The sequence below is a fragment of the Lactobacillus amylolyticus DSM 11664 genome (assembly GCF_000178475.1).
Lineage (GTDB): Bacteria > Bacillota > Bacilli > Lactobacillales > Lactobacillaceae > Lactobacillus > Lactobacillus amylolyticus.
In genome coordinates this window covers 1-17,023 of sequence record NZ_ADNY01000056.1, presented here as the reverse complement: position 1 = coordinate 17,023, position 17,023 = coordinate 1, and the positions used below count along the sequence as shown (strand labels likewise).

The following is a 17,023-nucleotide window of genomic DNA, read 5'->3' as shown; positions in this document are numbered from 1 at the left end:
GGTTTTTATTTCATGAATAAAACAGATTTTTTACTTAGATTAAAATTGCAAAAAGGTATTGGCTATGTAAAAATGTTGCAAATTGCGATGCAACTGGATACCGAAGAGATCGATCCAATTCAATTGAATGCTTTGGATTTGCCGCTTGCTTTAAGAGAGACTTGTTTAAAAGCATATCAGGATGATCGGGCCGGGTTAGCAGTTTCAAGAATTAGTCAGCAGTGCAAAGTAATTAGCTTTTTCGACAATGAATATCCTGAAAGACTGCGTCAAATTTATCAGCCACCGTTAATTTTGTTTGCTCGTGGCAATTTGGAATTACTGAATCAGAAGATCGCAACGATCGTTGGTTCTCGGCTTGCGACTGCTTATAGTCAAGAAGTAATCAACAAAATGGTACCGGGGTTAGTTAAGCAGAAAATCGTTATTGCCAGCGGTCTTGCCAAGGGAGTAGATACTATGGCTCACCAGGCTGCCTTAGGTAATAATGGCAGAACGATTGCTGTCCTGGGTAATGGGCTCAATCATTTTTATCCAATGCAAAATCATTTCTTGCAAGAACAAATTGCCTCTTCTGGACTTTTGCTGAGTGAATATCTTCCCGATACACCGCCACGGCCTTTTAGGTTTCCACAGCGGAATCGACTATTGGCAGGCATCAGTGAGAGCGTCATAGTAACAGAGGCAAAAGAAAAATCCGGTTCACTTATCACGGCCAATCTGGCTTTGCAAGAAAATCGAGATGTCTACGCTGTGCCTGGACCTGTTACAAGTGTTTTATCGGAAGGGCCTAACCGGTTAATTGAAGCCGGTGCAACACCGATTATTGATTATGAATTGAAAAAAGAAAGATTTGACAACTTAGAGAGTAGTATTTTATTCTCTGAATAGCGTACATTTTAAAATAAAAAATAAGGAGGCATTCAATGCCTACTAAAACAAAAACTAAAAAAGGCAGAAGCAAAAACAAGAAAACTTTAGTAATCGTGGAATCACCTGCTAAAGCAAAGACAATCGAAAAGTACTTAGGACACAACTACCATGTAATTGCCTCAAAAGGTCATATTCGTGATTTGCCAAAATCACAAATGGGGATCGATTTTGATAATAATTACAAGCCAAAGTATATTTCAATTCGTGGTAAAGGCGACACAATCAAGGAATTGAAGAGCGAAGCTAAAAAGGCTAAAGATGTCTATTTAGCATCCGATCCCGATCGTGAAGGGGAAGCGATTGCTTGGCACATAGCACACGCACTAAATCTTGATGAAAAGGCTAAGAATCGAGTAACTTTTAACGAAGTTACTAAAGATGCCGTCAAGGAAAGTTTTAAGCATCCCCGTACTATTGATATGGATACAGTTAATGCTCAGCAGGCGCGGCGAGTTTTAGACAGAATTGTGGGTTACTCTTTATCGCCAATTTTGTGGGCTAAGGTTAAGAAGGGCCTTAGCGCTGGACGTGTTCAGTCAGTAGCTCTTAAATTGGTAATTGATCGCGAAAAAGAGATCAAAAACTTTAAACCAAAAGAATACTGGACGATTGATGCGGAATTCAATAAAGATAAAGAAACATTTAAATCCAGTTTTTATGGTGTTGATGGCAAAAAGAAAGAATTGCCTAATATAGATGCCGTCAAAGAAATTTTAGCCAAAATCGATAAGAAAAAGGCATTTTCAGTTGAAAAAGTAGTTACCTGTGAAAGACGCAGACAACCAGCTGCTCCTTTTACCACTTCAACTATGCAACAAGAAGCTAATAAACGCCTAGGGTACCGAACAAGAAGAACTATGAGCATTGCTCAGCAATTATATGAAGGAATCAGTTTAGGCAGACAAGGGACTGTTGGTTTAATTACTTATATGAGAACCGACTCTAAGAGAACCTCACCAGTTGCTCAAGCAGAAGCTTCAAAGTTTTTGCATGAAAAATACGGTGCACAATATGCGGCTAAGAGTCAACGACACTTCAAGAATCAGGAAGATGCTCAAGACGCCCATGAAGCTATTCGTCCTACTAGTGTTTATCGTACACCAGAGTCATTAAAGAAAGTTTTAACGACTGAGCAATATCGCTTATATAAACTTATTTGGTCACGCTTTGTCGCTAGCGAAATGACGCCTGCCGTTTATGATACGGTTAGAGCAGATATTGTCCAAAATGGTGTTGTATTCCGGACTACTGGTTCAAAGATGAAGTTCGCTGGTTTTACCAAAGTTTATGATAACCAGCAGGAGAAGAATATTGAATTGCCTGACTTAAATGAGGGCGATCAAGTAAAAATGAAAAAGTCTGATAATAAGCAGCACTTTACATTGCCTCCTGCAAGATATACTGAAGCTAGTTTGGTTCATGCGCTTGAAGAAAATGGCGTTGGTCGTCCATCTACTTATGCACCGACAATTGATACTCTTCAACGTCGTTATTATGTAAAACTTGAGGGACGTTCAATCGTGTCTACAGAATTAGGTGAAATTGTTGATGGCTTGATTGAAGAATTTTTCCCTGACATTACGGATGTTGATTACACGGCTCGGCTTGAAAGCGACCTTGATAGCGTTGAAGACGGAAATAAAAACTGGGTTAAGGTAGTTGATGAATATTACCATCCATTCAAGAAAGAATTAGATAAGGCTGATACGCAAATTGAAAAGGTTCAGATAAAAGATGAGCCAGCTGGATTTAATTGTGACATTTGTGGTGCGCCGATGGTTATAAAAATGGGCCGTTATGGCAAATTTTATGCTTGTTCTCGTTTTCCAGATTGTCGCAATACTAAGCCAATTGTTAAAAAGGTTGGCGTTATTTGCCCAAAATGCGGCAAAGGCGATGTTGTCGAGAAAAAGTCAAAGAGAAACCGTAAGTTTTATGGTTGTTCTCGTTACCCTGAATGTGATTTCGTATCCTGGGATCAACCAATTGGCAGAAACTGTCCAAATGATGGTCACTTTTTAGTTCAGAAGAAATCAAAGAAGGGACTTACAGTTCTTTGTCCAAATGGCGATTATCGTGAAGAGCCTCGCGAAGATAAATAAAACAAAAAAATGAAGATAAATAAAACAAAAAAATTGTGTTAATATCATCAAACTTTTTCGGTTTGATGATATGTTTATATAAGAATATTTTTTTAAAAAAGGATGATTAAATGCCCGAAAAAGTTACAGTGATTGGCGGGGGACTGGCAGGAAGCGAAGCAACTTGGCAAATTGCCAAACGTGGTATTCCTGTAGATCTTTACGAAATGCGCCCTAGAAAAATGACGCCAGCGCATCATACTGGTGAATTCGCGGAACTAGTTTGTACGAATTCAATGCGCTCAAATCAATTATCTAACGCCGTTGGCCTTCTAAAAGAAGAAATGCGACAATTAGATTCATTAATTATGCAAGCTGCAGATAAAACTCAGGTACCAGCCGGAGGAGCGCTTGCTGTAGATCGTGATCTTTTTAGCGATTATGTTACTAAAAAATTGCGGAGTTTTGATAATGTAACAGTTCATGATGAAGAAATTACCGAAATTCCCAAAGAAGGAATTGTGGTAATTGCCACAGGTCCACTCACGAGTGATGCTTTAGCAAGTCAAATTCAAAAGTTCTCAGGGACTGACAGTCTGCATTTCTTCGATGCGGCAGCACCAATCGTTGCAGCAGATTCTATCGATATGAATATTGTCTATAAGAAATCTCGCTATGACCGTGGTGAAGCGGCTTATCTTAACTGTCCAATGGATAAAGAACAATATGAGAAGTTTGCTCAAGAACTAGTTCATGCAGAAACGGCTGAAATGCATGGCTTTGAGAACAATGATGTTTTTGATGGATGCATGCCAATTGAAGTAATGGCTGCACGTGGCGCCAAAACAATGCTATTTGGACCGTTAAAACCAGTAGGATTGGAAGATCCAAAAACAGGAAAAACGCCTTATGCAGTAGTCCAATTGCGTCAGGATAATGCAGCAGCTTCAATGTACAATCTTGTTGGTTTTCAAACTCACTTAAAATACGGTGAACAAAAACGAGTCTTTTCACTTATTCCTGGTTTGGAAAATGCCAGATTCGTTCGTTATGGCAAAATGCACCGAAATACTTACATGGCTTCACCAGAAGTATTAAATGCAAGTTATGAAGCAAAGCAGCAAAAGGGTCTCTTTTTTGCTGGCCAAATGACTGGCGTGGAAGGCTATGTCGAAAGTGCAGGTTCTGGATTAGTTGCGGGCATTAATGCAGCGCGTGAAGCTTTAGGAAAAGATACCGCTGTCTTTCCGGTTGACACTGCTTTAGGTTCGATGGCAAATTATGTAACTACAACTGACGCTAAGCATTTTCAACCTATGAATGCAAGTTTTGCACTTTTGCCAAGCTTGGAAGGCAAAAAGATTCGCAATAAAAAAGAAAGACATCTTAAGATTAGTGAACGCGGATTAAACAGCTTAGCGGCTTTCAAAGATAAAGTGTTGGATTAATGCCTAAAAATGATAAATTAGCCTTGTTTATTTCGTATTTAAAAAATGAACGACAGTACAGCAAAAATACAATTCTTTCTTATCAAACGGATTTGCTAGAGGCAAAATCTTTTTGGCGAGAAAATGGTGGTTTTGTTGATTGGGATAAGATTCAGACACGTGATATCGAAGTTTATCTTCAATCAATGGCTGAACGAAAATTATCCAGAAATTCGCAAATGAGAAAAATGTCCAGTCTGCGATCGTTTTATCGCTTTCTAGCGAAGAGAAAATTAATCAAGGTTGATCCAACGCAAACGATTGTTTTACGCACGGAAGAGCGCAAATTGCCTCAATTTTTTTATGCACCTGAAATGAAGCAAGTAATTTCTTCTTTACAGGGCAATACAGCTTTAACTGAGCGAAATCTTGCATTATTCGAATTGTTTTATACAACCGGGATGCGAGTGAGTGAAGTTAGCAGCTTGAAAATAAATCAAGTAGATTTTGATCTGCAAATGATACTTGTTCATGGAAAGGGCAATAAAGATCGTTATGTGGCATTTGATGATAAGACGAAAAGTGCTTTGCAAAATTATCTTGAAAACGCAAGGCCAAAACTGCTAGGATCCAAGGCTGATCAAGATTTTATCTTTTTAAACAATCAGGGTCAGCCTTTGACAGATCGCGGGATTGAATATATCATGCAAAGGACATTTAATAAGGCCGGAATAAGCGGCAAAGTGCATCCGCATGAATTGCGCCATACTTTTGCGACTGCAATGCTGAACAATGGTGCTGATTTGAGAACAGTTCAGGAGCTATTGGGCCATGAAAATTTATCAACGACTCAAATCTATACTCATGTGACAATGGCACACTTGCAAGATGAATATCAAAAATTTTTCCCAAGAAATTCACGAAAGGATAAAAAGACAAAATGACAACAATATGTTCCGTAAAATTTAATGGTAAGACTGCAATTGCTGGGGATGGTCAAGTAACTTTAGGTGAAAAAGTTATTGCCAAGGCAAGTGCTAAAAAGATTCGTCGAATTTTCCATGATCGTGTAGTAATTGGCTTCGCCGGCGGTGTTGCCGATGCAGTAAGTTTGCAAGAAATGCTTGAAGGCAAGCTTGAAAGCTACAGTGGCGACTTGAGAAGAGCGGCTGTTGAAATGGCACGATCATGGCGTAAAGATCCTACTTTGCAAAAATTGAATGCAATGCTGATTGCTTTTGATGATAAAGACCTTTTATTAATTTCTGGCAATGGGGAAGTACTTGAACCTGATGAAAATGTAGTAGCAATTGGTTCCGGTGGCAATTATGCTCAAGCAGCAGCGATTGCGATGACTCGTCATGCGAAAGAAATGAGTGCAAGCGATATTGCTCATGAGGCGGTTAAAATTGCTTCAGGAATTGATGTCTTTACTGATGATCAGATTACAACTGATGAACTATAGGAGGTAGTTATGGCTATTAAGACTCCAAAAAAGATTGTAGAGTTATTAAATCAATATATTATTGGTCAAGATGAAGCTAAAAAATCAGTAGCTATTGCTTTATATAATCGTTACCGTCGGATGCAGCTTCCTAAGCAAATGCAGAAAGATATCACACCTAAAAATTTATTGATGGCTGGACCAACTGGTGTAGGTAAAACAGAAATTGCTCGTCGCTTGGCTGATATTGTTGAAGCTCCTTTCGTTAAAGTTGAGGCAACTAAATTTACCGAAGTAGGTTATGTTGGTCGAAATGTTGAATCAATGGTTAGAGACTTGGCAGCTAAGTCTGTTCAAATGGAAGAAAAGAAAGAATTTGAAGAAATTCGACCAGAAGCAGCCAAAGAGGCTAATAAAGAATTAGTTAAGGCTTTGGTTCCAGGCATCAAGCACGAACACCATTATGATTCTGTTTTCAGTTTCTTAAATAATTTAGATGACGAAGAGTTTGACGATGAAGAAGTAAACGATGATATTCGTAATAAGCGAATGACTATTGCAGAGCAACTGAATAAGGGATTGCTTGAAGATCGCGATGTAACGATTGAAGTTGAGGAAAAGCCTAAAGCTAGTCCAATGAGTGACATGATGGGTCAAATGGGCATGGACATAGGCTCAATGCTTAGCAATATGATACCGAAGAGAAAGATAAAGCGAACTTTGCCAGTCAAAGATGCACGTGAATTATTGATTAACGAAGAATCACGTAAAATGGTTGATTATGACAGTCTTTATCAGCGAGCAATTGAACGTGCTCAAAATAACGGAATTATTTTCATTGATGAAATTGATAAAGTAATTGCTGGTAACAAAAAGACTTCTGGTGAAGTTTCTCGTGAAGGTGTTCAACGTGATATTTTGCCAATTGTTGAAGGTTCAACAGTCCAAACAAAATTTGGTCCTTTATCAACTGATCATGTCCTGTTTATTGGTGCTGGAGCTTTTGCTGAATCAAAGCCAAGTGATCTTATTCCGGAATTGCAAGGACGTTTTCCAATTAGAGTTCAATTAGACGCACTTACGAAAGATGACTTTGTTCATATTTTAAAGGATCCAGAAAACTCATTATTAAAGCAATATGTAGCTTTGATGAAGGCTGATGGCATCAAATTGATTTTCACTCAAGAAGCGGTTGATCGAATCGCAGAGATTGCTTATGAAGTCAACCAAGGGACAGATAATATTGGGGCTCGTAGATTGTCTACCATTCTTGAAAAATTGCTTGAAGATGTTCTTTATGAAGGTCCTGATATGGAAATGGGCGAAATCACTGTAACGGAAGCTTACGTTGAAGAAAAACTTAAGGATGTAATCATCAATAAAGACCTTACTAAGTTTATTTTGTAGAAAATACAAATGAAAGAGACAATATTTTTGTTGCCTCTTTTATTTTTTGTGAGGCTTGGTCTATATCAATAAAAGCGCTATTATGATACAATCAACGCTAAGGGATCACATTGTTATTGTTTTTATATGGATAAAGGTAATAAAATGAATTACACAATTAAAAATAATATGTTGAAGGTCACTATTTCAAGCAAAGGCGCAGAAATTCAAAGCGTTAAGGGCGTCCATAGTGATTATGAATATATGTGGCAAGCAGATCCCGCAATTTGGGATCGGCATGCACCAGTTCTTTTTCCAATTGTTGGTCGTTTAAAGAATGATCAATATACTTATCAAGGGAAAACTTATCATTTAGGTCAACATGGATTTGCAAGAGATTGTGAATTTATAGTTGAAAAGCAAAGTGATGAAAGTATTACATTTTTGCTTAAAGATAGCGAAGAAACGCGTAAGGTTTATCCATTCAAATTTGAATTAAGAGTAAACTATAATTTAATGAATAATTTGTTGGAAGAAAACTTCATTGTGACCAACAAGACTGATGGTGAAATGATTTTTGGCATCGGCGGACACCCTGGTTTCAATTTACCAGTTGATGATCTTCAAGTTAAAAAAGAAGACTTTTACTTTGCAACGCAGCCATCAGAAGCAAGAGTAAAGATTCCAATCAGTAAACAAACAGGCTTGCTAGATTGGGCAAATCGTTCATTGGCATCAACTGATAGTTTAATTGGCTTAAGCGATGATTTATTTAAGAATGATGCGCTGATTTATCAATTGAGTGGTCACGATAATAAAATTTCAGTTAGAACCGAGAATAGTAAATTCCATATTAATGTATGGACTAGAAATGCCCCATTCGTTGGAATTTGGTCACAATATCCAAAGACAGCTAATTATGTCTGCATTGAGCCATGGTGGGGAATTGCCGATCGTTCTGATGCGGATGGCAAATTGGAAGATAAGTATGGCATGAATCACCTAGCAAAGGGTGAAACCTTTAATGCTGGCTTTAGCATCACTTTCCATAGTGAAAAATAAAAAGAAGTCTTGGTGAAATGCCAAAGCTTCTTTTTATTTTGAGGTAAGTCATGAAAACAATTAACTTAGGATATTTCAAGAATTTTGGAACGGCACGTCTTGAAAAATTAAAAAGATATTTGCAAAAAAATCTGCAATTAGAAATCAGATTAATTCCTCTGTATCAGGATCAAATAGAGGATTCTTTTGAAGAAAATAAAATTGATCTTGCTTTAACAGATCCTCGCGATCATGGTTACTCAAATTATCAGGTAATTAAGGTCAGTGAGTTTGGCTTAGAAGCTGTACTACAAGCAGGGAATTTTATGTCTGGACAACAAACAATAGAAATAAGTGAATTAGATAAAATTCCTAATCTGCTTGTTACGCAAAAGAATGAAGAGCAAGGAGAATTGCATTATCATCGTGATTTATTAGGAATAAAAAGTCCATTTCTTGCCGTTGATAATTTTAATGAGGCAGCATTAATGGCTGAATCAGGATCAGGTTATTTCTTGCTTAATGAAGATACTGCTAAATTCTTTGAAAGCCCCAAATTGCAGAAAATGTTTTTATTGAAAGACGGAATACAGCTTAAGCAAGAATACGTAGTCGTTATGAAAAAAGAGCCAACAAACGAGGTTAAGCAAGTTGCTCAAGCCTTAAAAAAGAATTTAGACTTTTAACTTGCGAACAAAAGTTTGTATCGATATAATAAAAGAGTAAAAAACCAACAAGGCTTTATCCTTGTTGGCTCTCTTTATTTTTAGTTTACTTATTATGATGAGATTTTTTGTACCAGTAATATAAACCAAAGGGAATCATGTTCTCTTCATGATGTTCTAGACGAACAATATTGCTTCTGTGGCTCCAGTAAATCAAAACCACCAATAATCCACTGATAATGCTTAAGGCAAGGTCATGGAAAAAGAATGAGGCAATGAAGATCAATACGATTGAGATTAGGCTCGTTAGCGAAACCATACTAGTTATAAATAATATTGGGAAAAATATTACTGCGCAAATCAAGAAAAAGTTCAAATTATAACCCAGCAAAAAGCCGGCAGAGGTTGCAACTGCTTTACCACCTTTGAACTTCAAGAAGATTGAAAAAGCATGGCCTAATATTGCCGCTAAACCAAAAATTAAGCATAAATAATGTGGACCCAGGTTAAATATTACTGGTAAAATTGTCGCAAGCGTTCCTTTAAAGAAATCGATTAGAAAAACGGCAATTCCTGCTTTCGGACCTAAAACCCTAAAGGTGTTAGTTGTGCCAATATTTCCCGATCCGTATTGACGGATATCTTTATGGAAAAAAGTTTTTCCAATAATCACACCAGTCGGAAATGAGCCGATTAAGTATGCTAAAATAAGTAACAATGCTATTTTTAAGATAGACATAATTAACAACTCCATTTAATCTAAAGCTATTTTAGCAAAGTTTGACTTGTAAATATATGGAGTTGCCAAAATTAAGTAATAAAAGTGGAGGAATTTTAGTGGCTAAAGCTAATACTTATGATGATTCTTCAATTCAAATATTACATGGACTAGAAGCTGTCAGAAAACGCCCTGGCATGTACATCGGTTCAACTGATATTCACGGTCTAAACCAATTGGTTTACGAAATCGTTGATAACTCAGTTGACGAAGCGATGGCCGGTTATGGTAAAGAGATTAATGTAACTATTCATAAAGACAACAGTGTAACTGTTAGGGACTTTGGACGTGGAATGCCAACTGGAATGCATAAATCCGGAAAACCAACGATTGAAGTTATTTTGACAGTCTTGCACGCTGGTGGCAAATTTACTGAACAAAACTATAAGACCTCGGGCGGCCTTCATGGGGTAGGTTCATCAGTAGTTAATGCTTTATCGAGCTATTTAAAAGTTAGAGTGGTTCGTGGAGGTAAAGCATATGAAGAAGAATTTCAAAATGGTGGTCATCCAATCGGTACTTTAAAATGTGTCGGTGAGACCAATGACAAAACAGGTACTACGATTACCTTTAAACCAGATGCCACAATTTTTTCAACTACTAAGTACAAGTACGAAACAATTCAAGAAAGAATTCGCGAATCAGCTTTCTTGCTGAAGGGCGTCAAATTCACATTAACGGATGAACGTGATCCAGAACATCATGATGTTTTTCAATATGATGATGGTATTAAATCCTTTGTTAAATACTTGAATGAAGGTAAAGGTACAATCAGTGATGTCTTTTACTTTGAAGGCAAGCAAGATGGAATGGAAATTGAATTCAGTGGTCAATATAGTGATGGCTATTCTGAAAATCTCGTTTCATTTGTAAACAATGTTAGAACTGCTGATGGTGGTACTCATGAAGTGGGTGCACGCAGTGGCTTTACTAGAGCATTCAATGATTATGCTAAAAAGCAAGGCTTGTTTACCAAGAAAGATAAAAACATTGATGGTTCAGATTATCGTGAAGGTTTGAGTGCTGTTTTATCAGTTAAAATTCCTGAAGAACTGCTTGAATTTGAAGGTCAGACCAAAGGTAAATTAGGAACACCTCAAGCTCGTTCCGCTGTTGATGCGCTTGTTTACGAGAAGATGTCTTATTATCTCATGGAAAATGGTGAGTTAGCCCAAGAATTAGTTAAGAAAGCTCAACGGGCCAGAGATGCTCGTGAAGCGGCCAAAAAGGCACGTGACGAAAGTCGAAATGGTAAAAAGCGGCGCAAGAAAGAAGTACTTTCCGGGAAACTAACACCAGCACAATCGAAAAATCCAAAGAAGAATGAATTGTTCTTAGTCGAAGGGGATTCAGCTGGTGGTTCCGCAAAACAAGGCAGAGACAGACGTTTTCAAGCAATTTTGCCTTTGCGTGGAAAGGTTTTGAATACACAAAAAGCAAAGTTGCAGGACATTTTCAAAAATGAAGAAATTAATACAATGATTTACACCATTGGTGCAGGAGTTGGAACAGAGTTTAAAGTTGATGATTCCAACTACGATAAAGTCATTATTATGACTGATGCCGATGACGATGGTGCACACATTCAGATTCTGCTTTTAACTTTCTTCTATCGTTATATGCGGCCAATGATCGAAAAAGGCAAAGTTTATATTGCTTTGCCACCTCTGTATCGTCTTCAAAAAGGACGCGGCAAGAAGGCAGAAATTAAGTACGACTGGACTGATGAAGAATTAGCTGAAGATGAAAAGAAAATGGGCAGAGGCTATTCTCTTCAACGATTCAAGGGATTAGGTGAAATGAATGCCGAGCAGTTGTGGCAAACAACTATGAATCCAGAATCAAGAATGCTAATTCGTGTTCGAATTGATGATGCTGCATTAGCTGAACGAAGAGTTACTACACTAATGGGTGATAAAGTAGCAGCAAGAAGAAAATGGATTGAAGAAAACGTTAAATTTAGAATGGGCGAAGATGGCTCACTTCTGGATGCAGATAATGATTAAGAAGGTATAGATTTTAATGGCGAATAAAGAAAGAATTCGGGAGATGCCGTTAGAACAGGTAATGGGAGAACGTTTTGGACGATATTCAAAGTATATTATCCAGGAACGTGCCTTGCCTGATATCAGAGATGGATTAAAACCTGTTCAACGCCGTATTTTATATGCAATGTATCAGGATGGAAATACCTTTGATAAGCCCTTTAAAAAGGCTGCCAAAGCAGTAGGTAACATTATGGGTAATTTCCACCCTCACGGAGATAGCTCTATCTATGGTGCTTTAGTTCACTTATCTCAAGACTGGAAAATGCGTGAGCCATTGGTAGAAATGCACGGAAACAATGGTTCTATGGATGGTGATGGCCCAGCTGCTATGCGTTATACTGAGTCACGTTTGAGCAAAATATCCAATTTATTGTTGCAGGACATTGATAAGAATACCGTAAAAATGGTATTAAACTTCGATGATACTGAATATGAACCAACTGTTTTGCCAGCTCAATTCCCCAATTTGCTAGTTAATGGTTCAACAGGAATTTCCGCAGGTTATGCTACTGAAATTCCACCACATAATTTAGCTGAAGTAATTGATGCAACAATTTATTTGTTGAAGCATCCCGAAGCTAGTCTGGAGGATTTAATGCAGTTTGTTAAGGGACCGGATTTTCCTACAGGTGCCGTTATTATGGGTACAAAGGGAATTAAGGAAGCCTATCAAACCGGACGTGGAAGAATTCAAGTTCGTGCAAAAACAAGCATTCAAGAAATTAGGGGACATCGGCAAGAAATTGTTGCTACTGAAATTCCTTTTGATGTCAATAAAGCTTTATTAGTTAAGAAAATTGATGAGATAAGACTCAATAAAGAAATTGATGGTATTGCTGAAGTTCGTGATGAGACTGATCGTCATGGACTCTCAATAGTTATTGAATTAAAGAAGAATGCAGACGCAGAAAATATCTTGAATTATTTATTCAAGAATACAGATTTGCAGGTCTCTTATAACTTCAATATGGTTGCAATTGACCATATGACACCTGTTCAAGTAGGTTTGAAGAGAATTTTATCTTCCTATCTTGAACATGATGAAGATGTGATTACTAAGCGAACTAAGTATGATCTAGACAAAGCTGAAGCTCGTTTAGAAATCATTCAGGGCTTAATCCATGCGATGGACATTCTTGATCAAGTTATCAAAACAATTCGGGCATCAAAAAACAAAGCAGATGCTAAAAAGAACTTGATTAAGGAATTTAAGTTTACTGAGCGGCAAGCCGAAGCAATCGTATCATTACAATTATATCGGTTGACGAACACTGATGTTGATGCTTTGATTGCAGAACAAAATGATCTGAATAAGAAAGTAGCTGTTTACCAAAAGCTTTTATCAGATCGTGCTACTCTTGAAAAAGAAATTATTAAAGAACTAACAGCAGTTAAAAAGAATTTTGCTAGTCCAAGAAGAACTCAAATTTCACACGAAAGTGCTAAAGTCGAAATCGATGAAAAAGCATTGGTTGCTGATGAACAAGTAAGAGTTTTGGTAAGTCGTGATGGCTATTTAAAGCGTTCATCATTGCGTTCTTACCAGTCATCTGACGAGGCAGATAATGGATTGCCTGAAAATGATAAGGTTGTTTATGAAAAAACTTTATCTACTTTAGATAACTTATATTTGTTTACTAATCGTGGGAATCTTATTTATCGACCTGTTCACGAGTTAACTGAAACCAAGTGGAAAGAAACAGGTCAGCACCTATCACAGGAAGTTGGGTTGGCTACTGACGAACAAATTATTCGCGTATTTGACTTTGATAAGCTTGATAAGAATGTTGATTTTTTGATGGCCACTAATGATGGCTACATCAAACAAGTAAAATTGAGTGATTTGCAACCTACCAGAACTTATCGATCACGTGCAATTACAGCAATGAAGATGAAATCTGAAGATAGTAAGATGATTCGGATTGATTTAATTAAAACAAACAGCGGAGAGATAACTTTATTTACTCATCGTGCATATGCTGTTAAATATGATGTTTCCGAAATATCTGAATTTGGTGGTAAAGCTTTGGGTGTAAAGTCGGTTAACTTAAAAGATGATGATTATGTAGTAGGCTACGTCTTGGTACAACCAGAATTTGCTGATTTGATCAAAGTCGGTTTAATTACCCAACGTGGAGCCTTTAAGCAGTTTAAGTTAAGCTTAGTTAATAAAGTATCTAGAGCTAAACGTGGGGTAATGGTTCTAAGAGAATTGAAGACTAAACCACATAGAATAGCTGCAATAGCTGCCTATGGTCAAAATCACGTTCTAAAGATGACAACGTCAAGTGACCGGCATATGGATATTAATACAAATAAATTTCCATTAGGGGATAGATATTCTAATGGTTCATTTGTAGTTGATCCAACTGTAGATGGAACTCCTGTAAGCCTTGAATTAGGGGCACCTTTGAGCAACGAAAACAAACAGGTTTCTGATCTATTCTAAATAAATAATAAAAGCGCTTACGGAGTGTTAAGACAAATGTTTTGACACTCCGTATTTTTGGGTAGACAATGTATCTAGGTATAGGGTAAAGATTATTGTTTTATCAAGAAAGGAAGCTAATCAAAATGCCAAAAACAGATACAATACTTTCAGCAAAGTCACTTCGATATTTTTTACAATTAATTGATACAATGAATTATACCCAAGCTGCACAAATACTTGGTATTACACAGCCAGCATTGACTCAACAAATTAAAAAGTTAGAGCATGCAATTGGTGCGCCTTTATTTGGACAAATGGGGAAGAAGCTTTACCTTACTGAAGCTGGTAAGGAAATGCAGTCAGCCGCAGTTGAATTACTAGATACAATAAATTCTGTAGTCGATGATATTCAAGAATTTACTCAAGCTGATAAAGGTAGTATTTCAGTGGGTGTCTTAGATACAATTGATATTGAAATTTTCAGACAATTTGTTGTTGAATTTAATAAAAATTATCCAAGAATCCAATTGAATATTCTTACTTATAATCGTCAAGAATTATGGCGCAGACTGGATAACAACACGATCGATTTGGCGATCATGTACTTGCCGGATAATACTAAGCGGGACGAAATCAATTTGCAGCATCAATATGATCATATGGAATTGTTCAAAGATCGTTTAATGATTTTGACGCATAAAGATACAGTCGAAGCTAAGCAAGCATATCCAATTTCTAGATTTACTAGAAGAAAATGGGTTTCTTACCCTGAAGGTTCTTACTTAACGCAATTAATGAAAGACTATTTCGGCGATAAGAACAAGCCGATTGTTTCTTTGACTTTTTCAAAGGCAAAGTACTTGATTGAAACCGCACAAACTACCGAGTATGATACTTACATTAGCAAATCATATTATTTAGCACATAAGAAAGATATTAATCTTACTCCGGTTTATGTGAAAGATGATAAGGATTTTGAGATTGCGATGGTATATCGCAAAGGAAAGGTAGAAATTCCAAGAATAAAAAACTTGTTAGAAGAATGGAAGAAATTCTTGGATAAAAAGGATTATTCTAGTAGACTAGAGTAGACGCTAGAAAAAAGAGAGGAATTTTTAATGGAAAAAGAATTAGTTTTTGGTCACCAAAATCCAGATACTGATGCAATTGGCACTGCAATTGCATTTTCATATTTACAAAATAAATTGGGTTACAATACTGAAGCTGTTGCTTTAGGTGAGCCTAATGACGAAACTGCTTATGCTTTAAAGAAATTTGGTTTTAAAGCACCACGTGTTATTACTAAGGCTGCAGATGAAGTTAAAGCAGTTATGCTTGTTGACCACAACGAGCCTCAACAAAGTGTTTCTGACATTGATAAAGTTAAGGTTACTCATGTTGTTGATCACCACAGAATTATGAACTTCAACACGGCTGATCCTTTATACTACCGTGCAGAACCAATGGGTTGTACTTCAACTATTGTTTGGAAGATGTTCAATGAAAAGGGTATTGAAATTCCTGAAAAATTAGCGGGATTGATGCTTTCAGCAATTATTTCAGATACTTTGCTTTTGAAGTCACCAACTACAACCGATTATGACAAGAAGGCAGTTGAAGCCTTGGCTAAAATCGCTGGCGTGGATTATCAAGAATATGGTTTGGCCATGCTTAAAGCTGGTACTAATATTTCTGATAAATCAGAAGAAGAATTGATTGATTTAGATGCTAAGAGTTTCAGCTTAAATGGCAAGAACGTTCGTATTGCTCAAATTAATGTTGTTGATTTGCCAGAAGCTTTGGAACGTAAAGAAGCATTTTTAAAAGCTATGAGTGCATCAGCTAGCGATAACAATTATGATATGTTCATGCTTTTGATTACTAACATTCTTGATTCAGATTCAGAAGCTTTGGTTGTAGGTTCTGATGAAACTAAGGCTTTGTTTGAAAAAGCATTTGGTAATAAGTTAAGTGATTCAGAGGTTAAATTACCAGGCGTTGTTTCTCGTAAGAAGCAAGTTGTACCACCATTAACAAAAGCTTTTGAAGGCTAATTTCATTATTAAAGAGAAAATAAAAATGGCCGAGTTGAAAAACTTGACCATTTTTTGTTAAAAGCAAAGGAAAAAGAAAATGACATATCCTCAACTTGATTTAAAGAATTACAAAGGGCCAAAAGCTACAATAGATACCAAGCATGGTCAAATTACAATTCAATTATTCGATAAATTAGCACCAATGACTGTTGAAAATTTCACTCGTTTAGCTAAAAAGGGCTATTATGATGGAACTACTTTTCATCGAGTAATTAGTGACTTTATGATTCAGGGTGGTGATCCAGAAGGAAATGGTACAGGCGGTGAAAGCATCTGGGGTCATCCGTTCGAAGATGAGTTTACTGATCAACTATTCAATTTACGCGGAGCACTTTCAATGGTTAATTCAGGTCCAAATACAAACGGAAAGTCAATTCTTTATTGTTCAAAATAAAAACATGCCTAAGCGGTATATTCGCGAAATGGAACCAGCTGGCTATCCTAAAGAAATAATTCATGCTTATAAACAGGGTGGTACCCCTTGGCTAGATGGAAGACATACTGTTTTTGGTCAAGTAATTGATGGGATGGATGTTGTTGATAAAATTGCCAAAGTGAAAAAAGATAAAGCTGACAAACCACTTGAAGCAGTGGTAATTAATAGTATTAATATTAATGAATAAAAATACACGCTTCTGAATTGAAACGAGTTAAAAATTTCAATTCAGAAGCGTGTATTTTTATTAGTTGTTA

Annotated in this window: 13 protein-coding genes and 1 pseudogene; 13 read left to right on the top strand and 1 reads right to left on the bottom strand. The window is 36.8% G+C overall.

Annotated features, from left to right (window positions below; genetic code table 11):
• The first annotated feature begins 12 nt into the window (after positions 1-12).
• The 8 genes from dprA to HMPREF0493_RS06355 all read left to right on the top strand — a co-directional run bounded on the left by dprA (position 13) and on the right by HMPREF0493_RS06355 (position 8,998).
• A complete protein-coding gene (dprA, locus tag HMPREF0493_RS06390) occupies positions 13-891 on the top strand; it encodes a DNA-processing protein DprA (RefSeq protein ID WP_040457353.1) in 879 nt (292 codons plus the stop codon).
• Between the two features lie 35 nt (positions 892-926).
• Positions 927-3,035, top strand: a complete 2,109-nt coding sequence (gene topA / locus HMPREF0493_RS06385; protein ID WP_006352524.1) for a type I DNA topoisomerase — start codon at positions 927-929, stop codon at positions 3,033-3,035.
• Positions 3,036-3,145: 110 nt separating this feature from the next.
• Positions 3,146-4,462 (top strand): methylenetetrahydrofolate--tRNA-(uracil(54)-C(5))-methyltransferase (FADH(2)-oxidizing) TrmFO, encoded by a 1,317-nt coding sequence (trmFO, locus tag HMPREF0493_RS06380; protein WP_006352523.1) that lies wholly within the window; start codon positions 3,146-3,148, stop codon positions 4,460-4,462.
• Positions 4,462-5,385 carry a tyrosine recombinase XerC gene (xerC, locus tag HMPREF0493_RS06375; RefSeq protein ID WP_006352522.1) on the top strand — a complete coding sequence of 308 codons (924 nt, stop codon included), beginning with the start codon at positions 4,462-4,464 and terminating at the stop codon, positions 5,383-5,385. The genes trmFO and xerC overlap by 1 nt, the downstream gene beginning before the upstream one ends.
• Positions 5,382-5,906, top strand: a complete 525-nt coding sequence (gene hslV, locus HMPREF0493_RS06370; protein ID WP_006352521.1) for an HslVU peptidase proteolytic subunit — start codon at positions 5,382-5,384, stop codon at positions 5,904-5,906. The genes xerC and hslV overlap by 4 nt, the downstream gene beginning before the upstream one ends.
• Before the next feature lie 9 nt (positions 5,907-5,915).
• Entirely contained in the window at positions 5,916-7,292 is a 1,377-nt protein-coding gene (gene hslU, locus HMPREF0493_RS06365) for an ATP-dependent protease ATPase subunit HslU (protein ID WP_006352520.1), read from the top strand.
• A gap of 144 nt (positions 7,293-7,436) precedes the next feature.
• On the top strand, positions 7,437-8,333 hold the full coding sequence (locus HMPREF0493_RS06360) for an aldose 1-epimerase family protein (protein WP_040457350.1): 897 nt from the start codon (positions 7,437-7,439) through the stop codon (positions 8,331-8,333).
• A gap of 50 nt (positions 8,334-8,383) precedes the next feature.
• Positions 8,384-8,998 carry a LysR substrate-binding domain-containing protein gene (locus HMPREF0493_RS06355; RefSeq protein WP_006352518.1) on the top strand — a complete coding sequence of 205 codons (615 nt, stop codon included), beginning with the start codon at positions 8,384-8,386 and terminating at the stop codon, positions 8,996-8,998.
• 85 nt (positions 8,999-9,083) lie between these two features.
• Here HMPREF0493_RS06355 and plsY read toward each other — a convergent pair whose 3' ends face one another.
• Positions 9,084-9,716, bottom strand: a complete 633-nt coding sequence (gene plsY / locus HMPREF0493_RS06350; RefSeq protein WP_040457349.1) for a glycerol-3-phosphate 1-O-acyltransferase PlsY — start codon at positions 9,714-9,716, stop codon at positions 9,084-9,086.
• Positions 9,717-9,814: 98 nt separating this feature from the next.
• Here plsY and parE point away from each other — a divergent pair, with 98 nt between their 5' ends.
• From parE to HMPREF0493_RS06325, 5 genes and pseudogenes are all read left to right on the top strand, one after another.
• Positions 9,815-11,761 carry a DNA topoisomerase IV subunit B gene (gene parE, locus HMPREF0493_RS06345; protein WP_040457347.1) on the top strand — a complete coding sequence of 649 codons (1,947 nt, stop codon included), beginning with the start codon at positions 9,815-9,817 and terminating at the stop codon, positions 11,759-11,761.
• A 16-nt stretch (positions 11,762-11,777) separates the two neighbouring features.
• On the top strand, positions 11,778-14,252 hold the full coding sequence (parC, locus tag HMPREF0493_RS06340) for a DNA topoisomerase IV subunit A (protein ID WP_006352515.1): 2,475 nt from the start codon (positions 11,778-11,780) through the stop codon (positions 14,250-14,252).
• A gap of 125 nt (positions 14,253-14,377) precedes the next feature.
• Complete coding sequence (locus tag HMPREF0493_RS06335) at positions 14,378-15,325, top strand: LysR family transcriptional regulator (protein WP_006352514.1); 948 nt, start codon at positions 14,378-14,380, stop codon at positions 15,323-15,325.
• A 27-nt stretch (positions 15,326-15,352) separates the two neighbouring features.
• Entirely contained in the window at positions 15,353-16,288 is a 936-nt protein-coding gene (locus HMPREF0493_RS06330; RefSeq protein WP_006352513.1) for a manganese-dependent inorganic pyrophosphatase, read from the top strand.
• A gap of 79 nt (positions 16,289-16,367) precedes the next feature.
• Positions 16,368-16,953, top strand: a pseudogene (locus HMPREF0493_RS06325) (peptidylprolyl isomerase).
• Positions 16,954-17,023 lie beyond the last annotated feature (70 nt).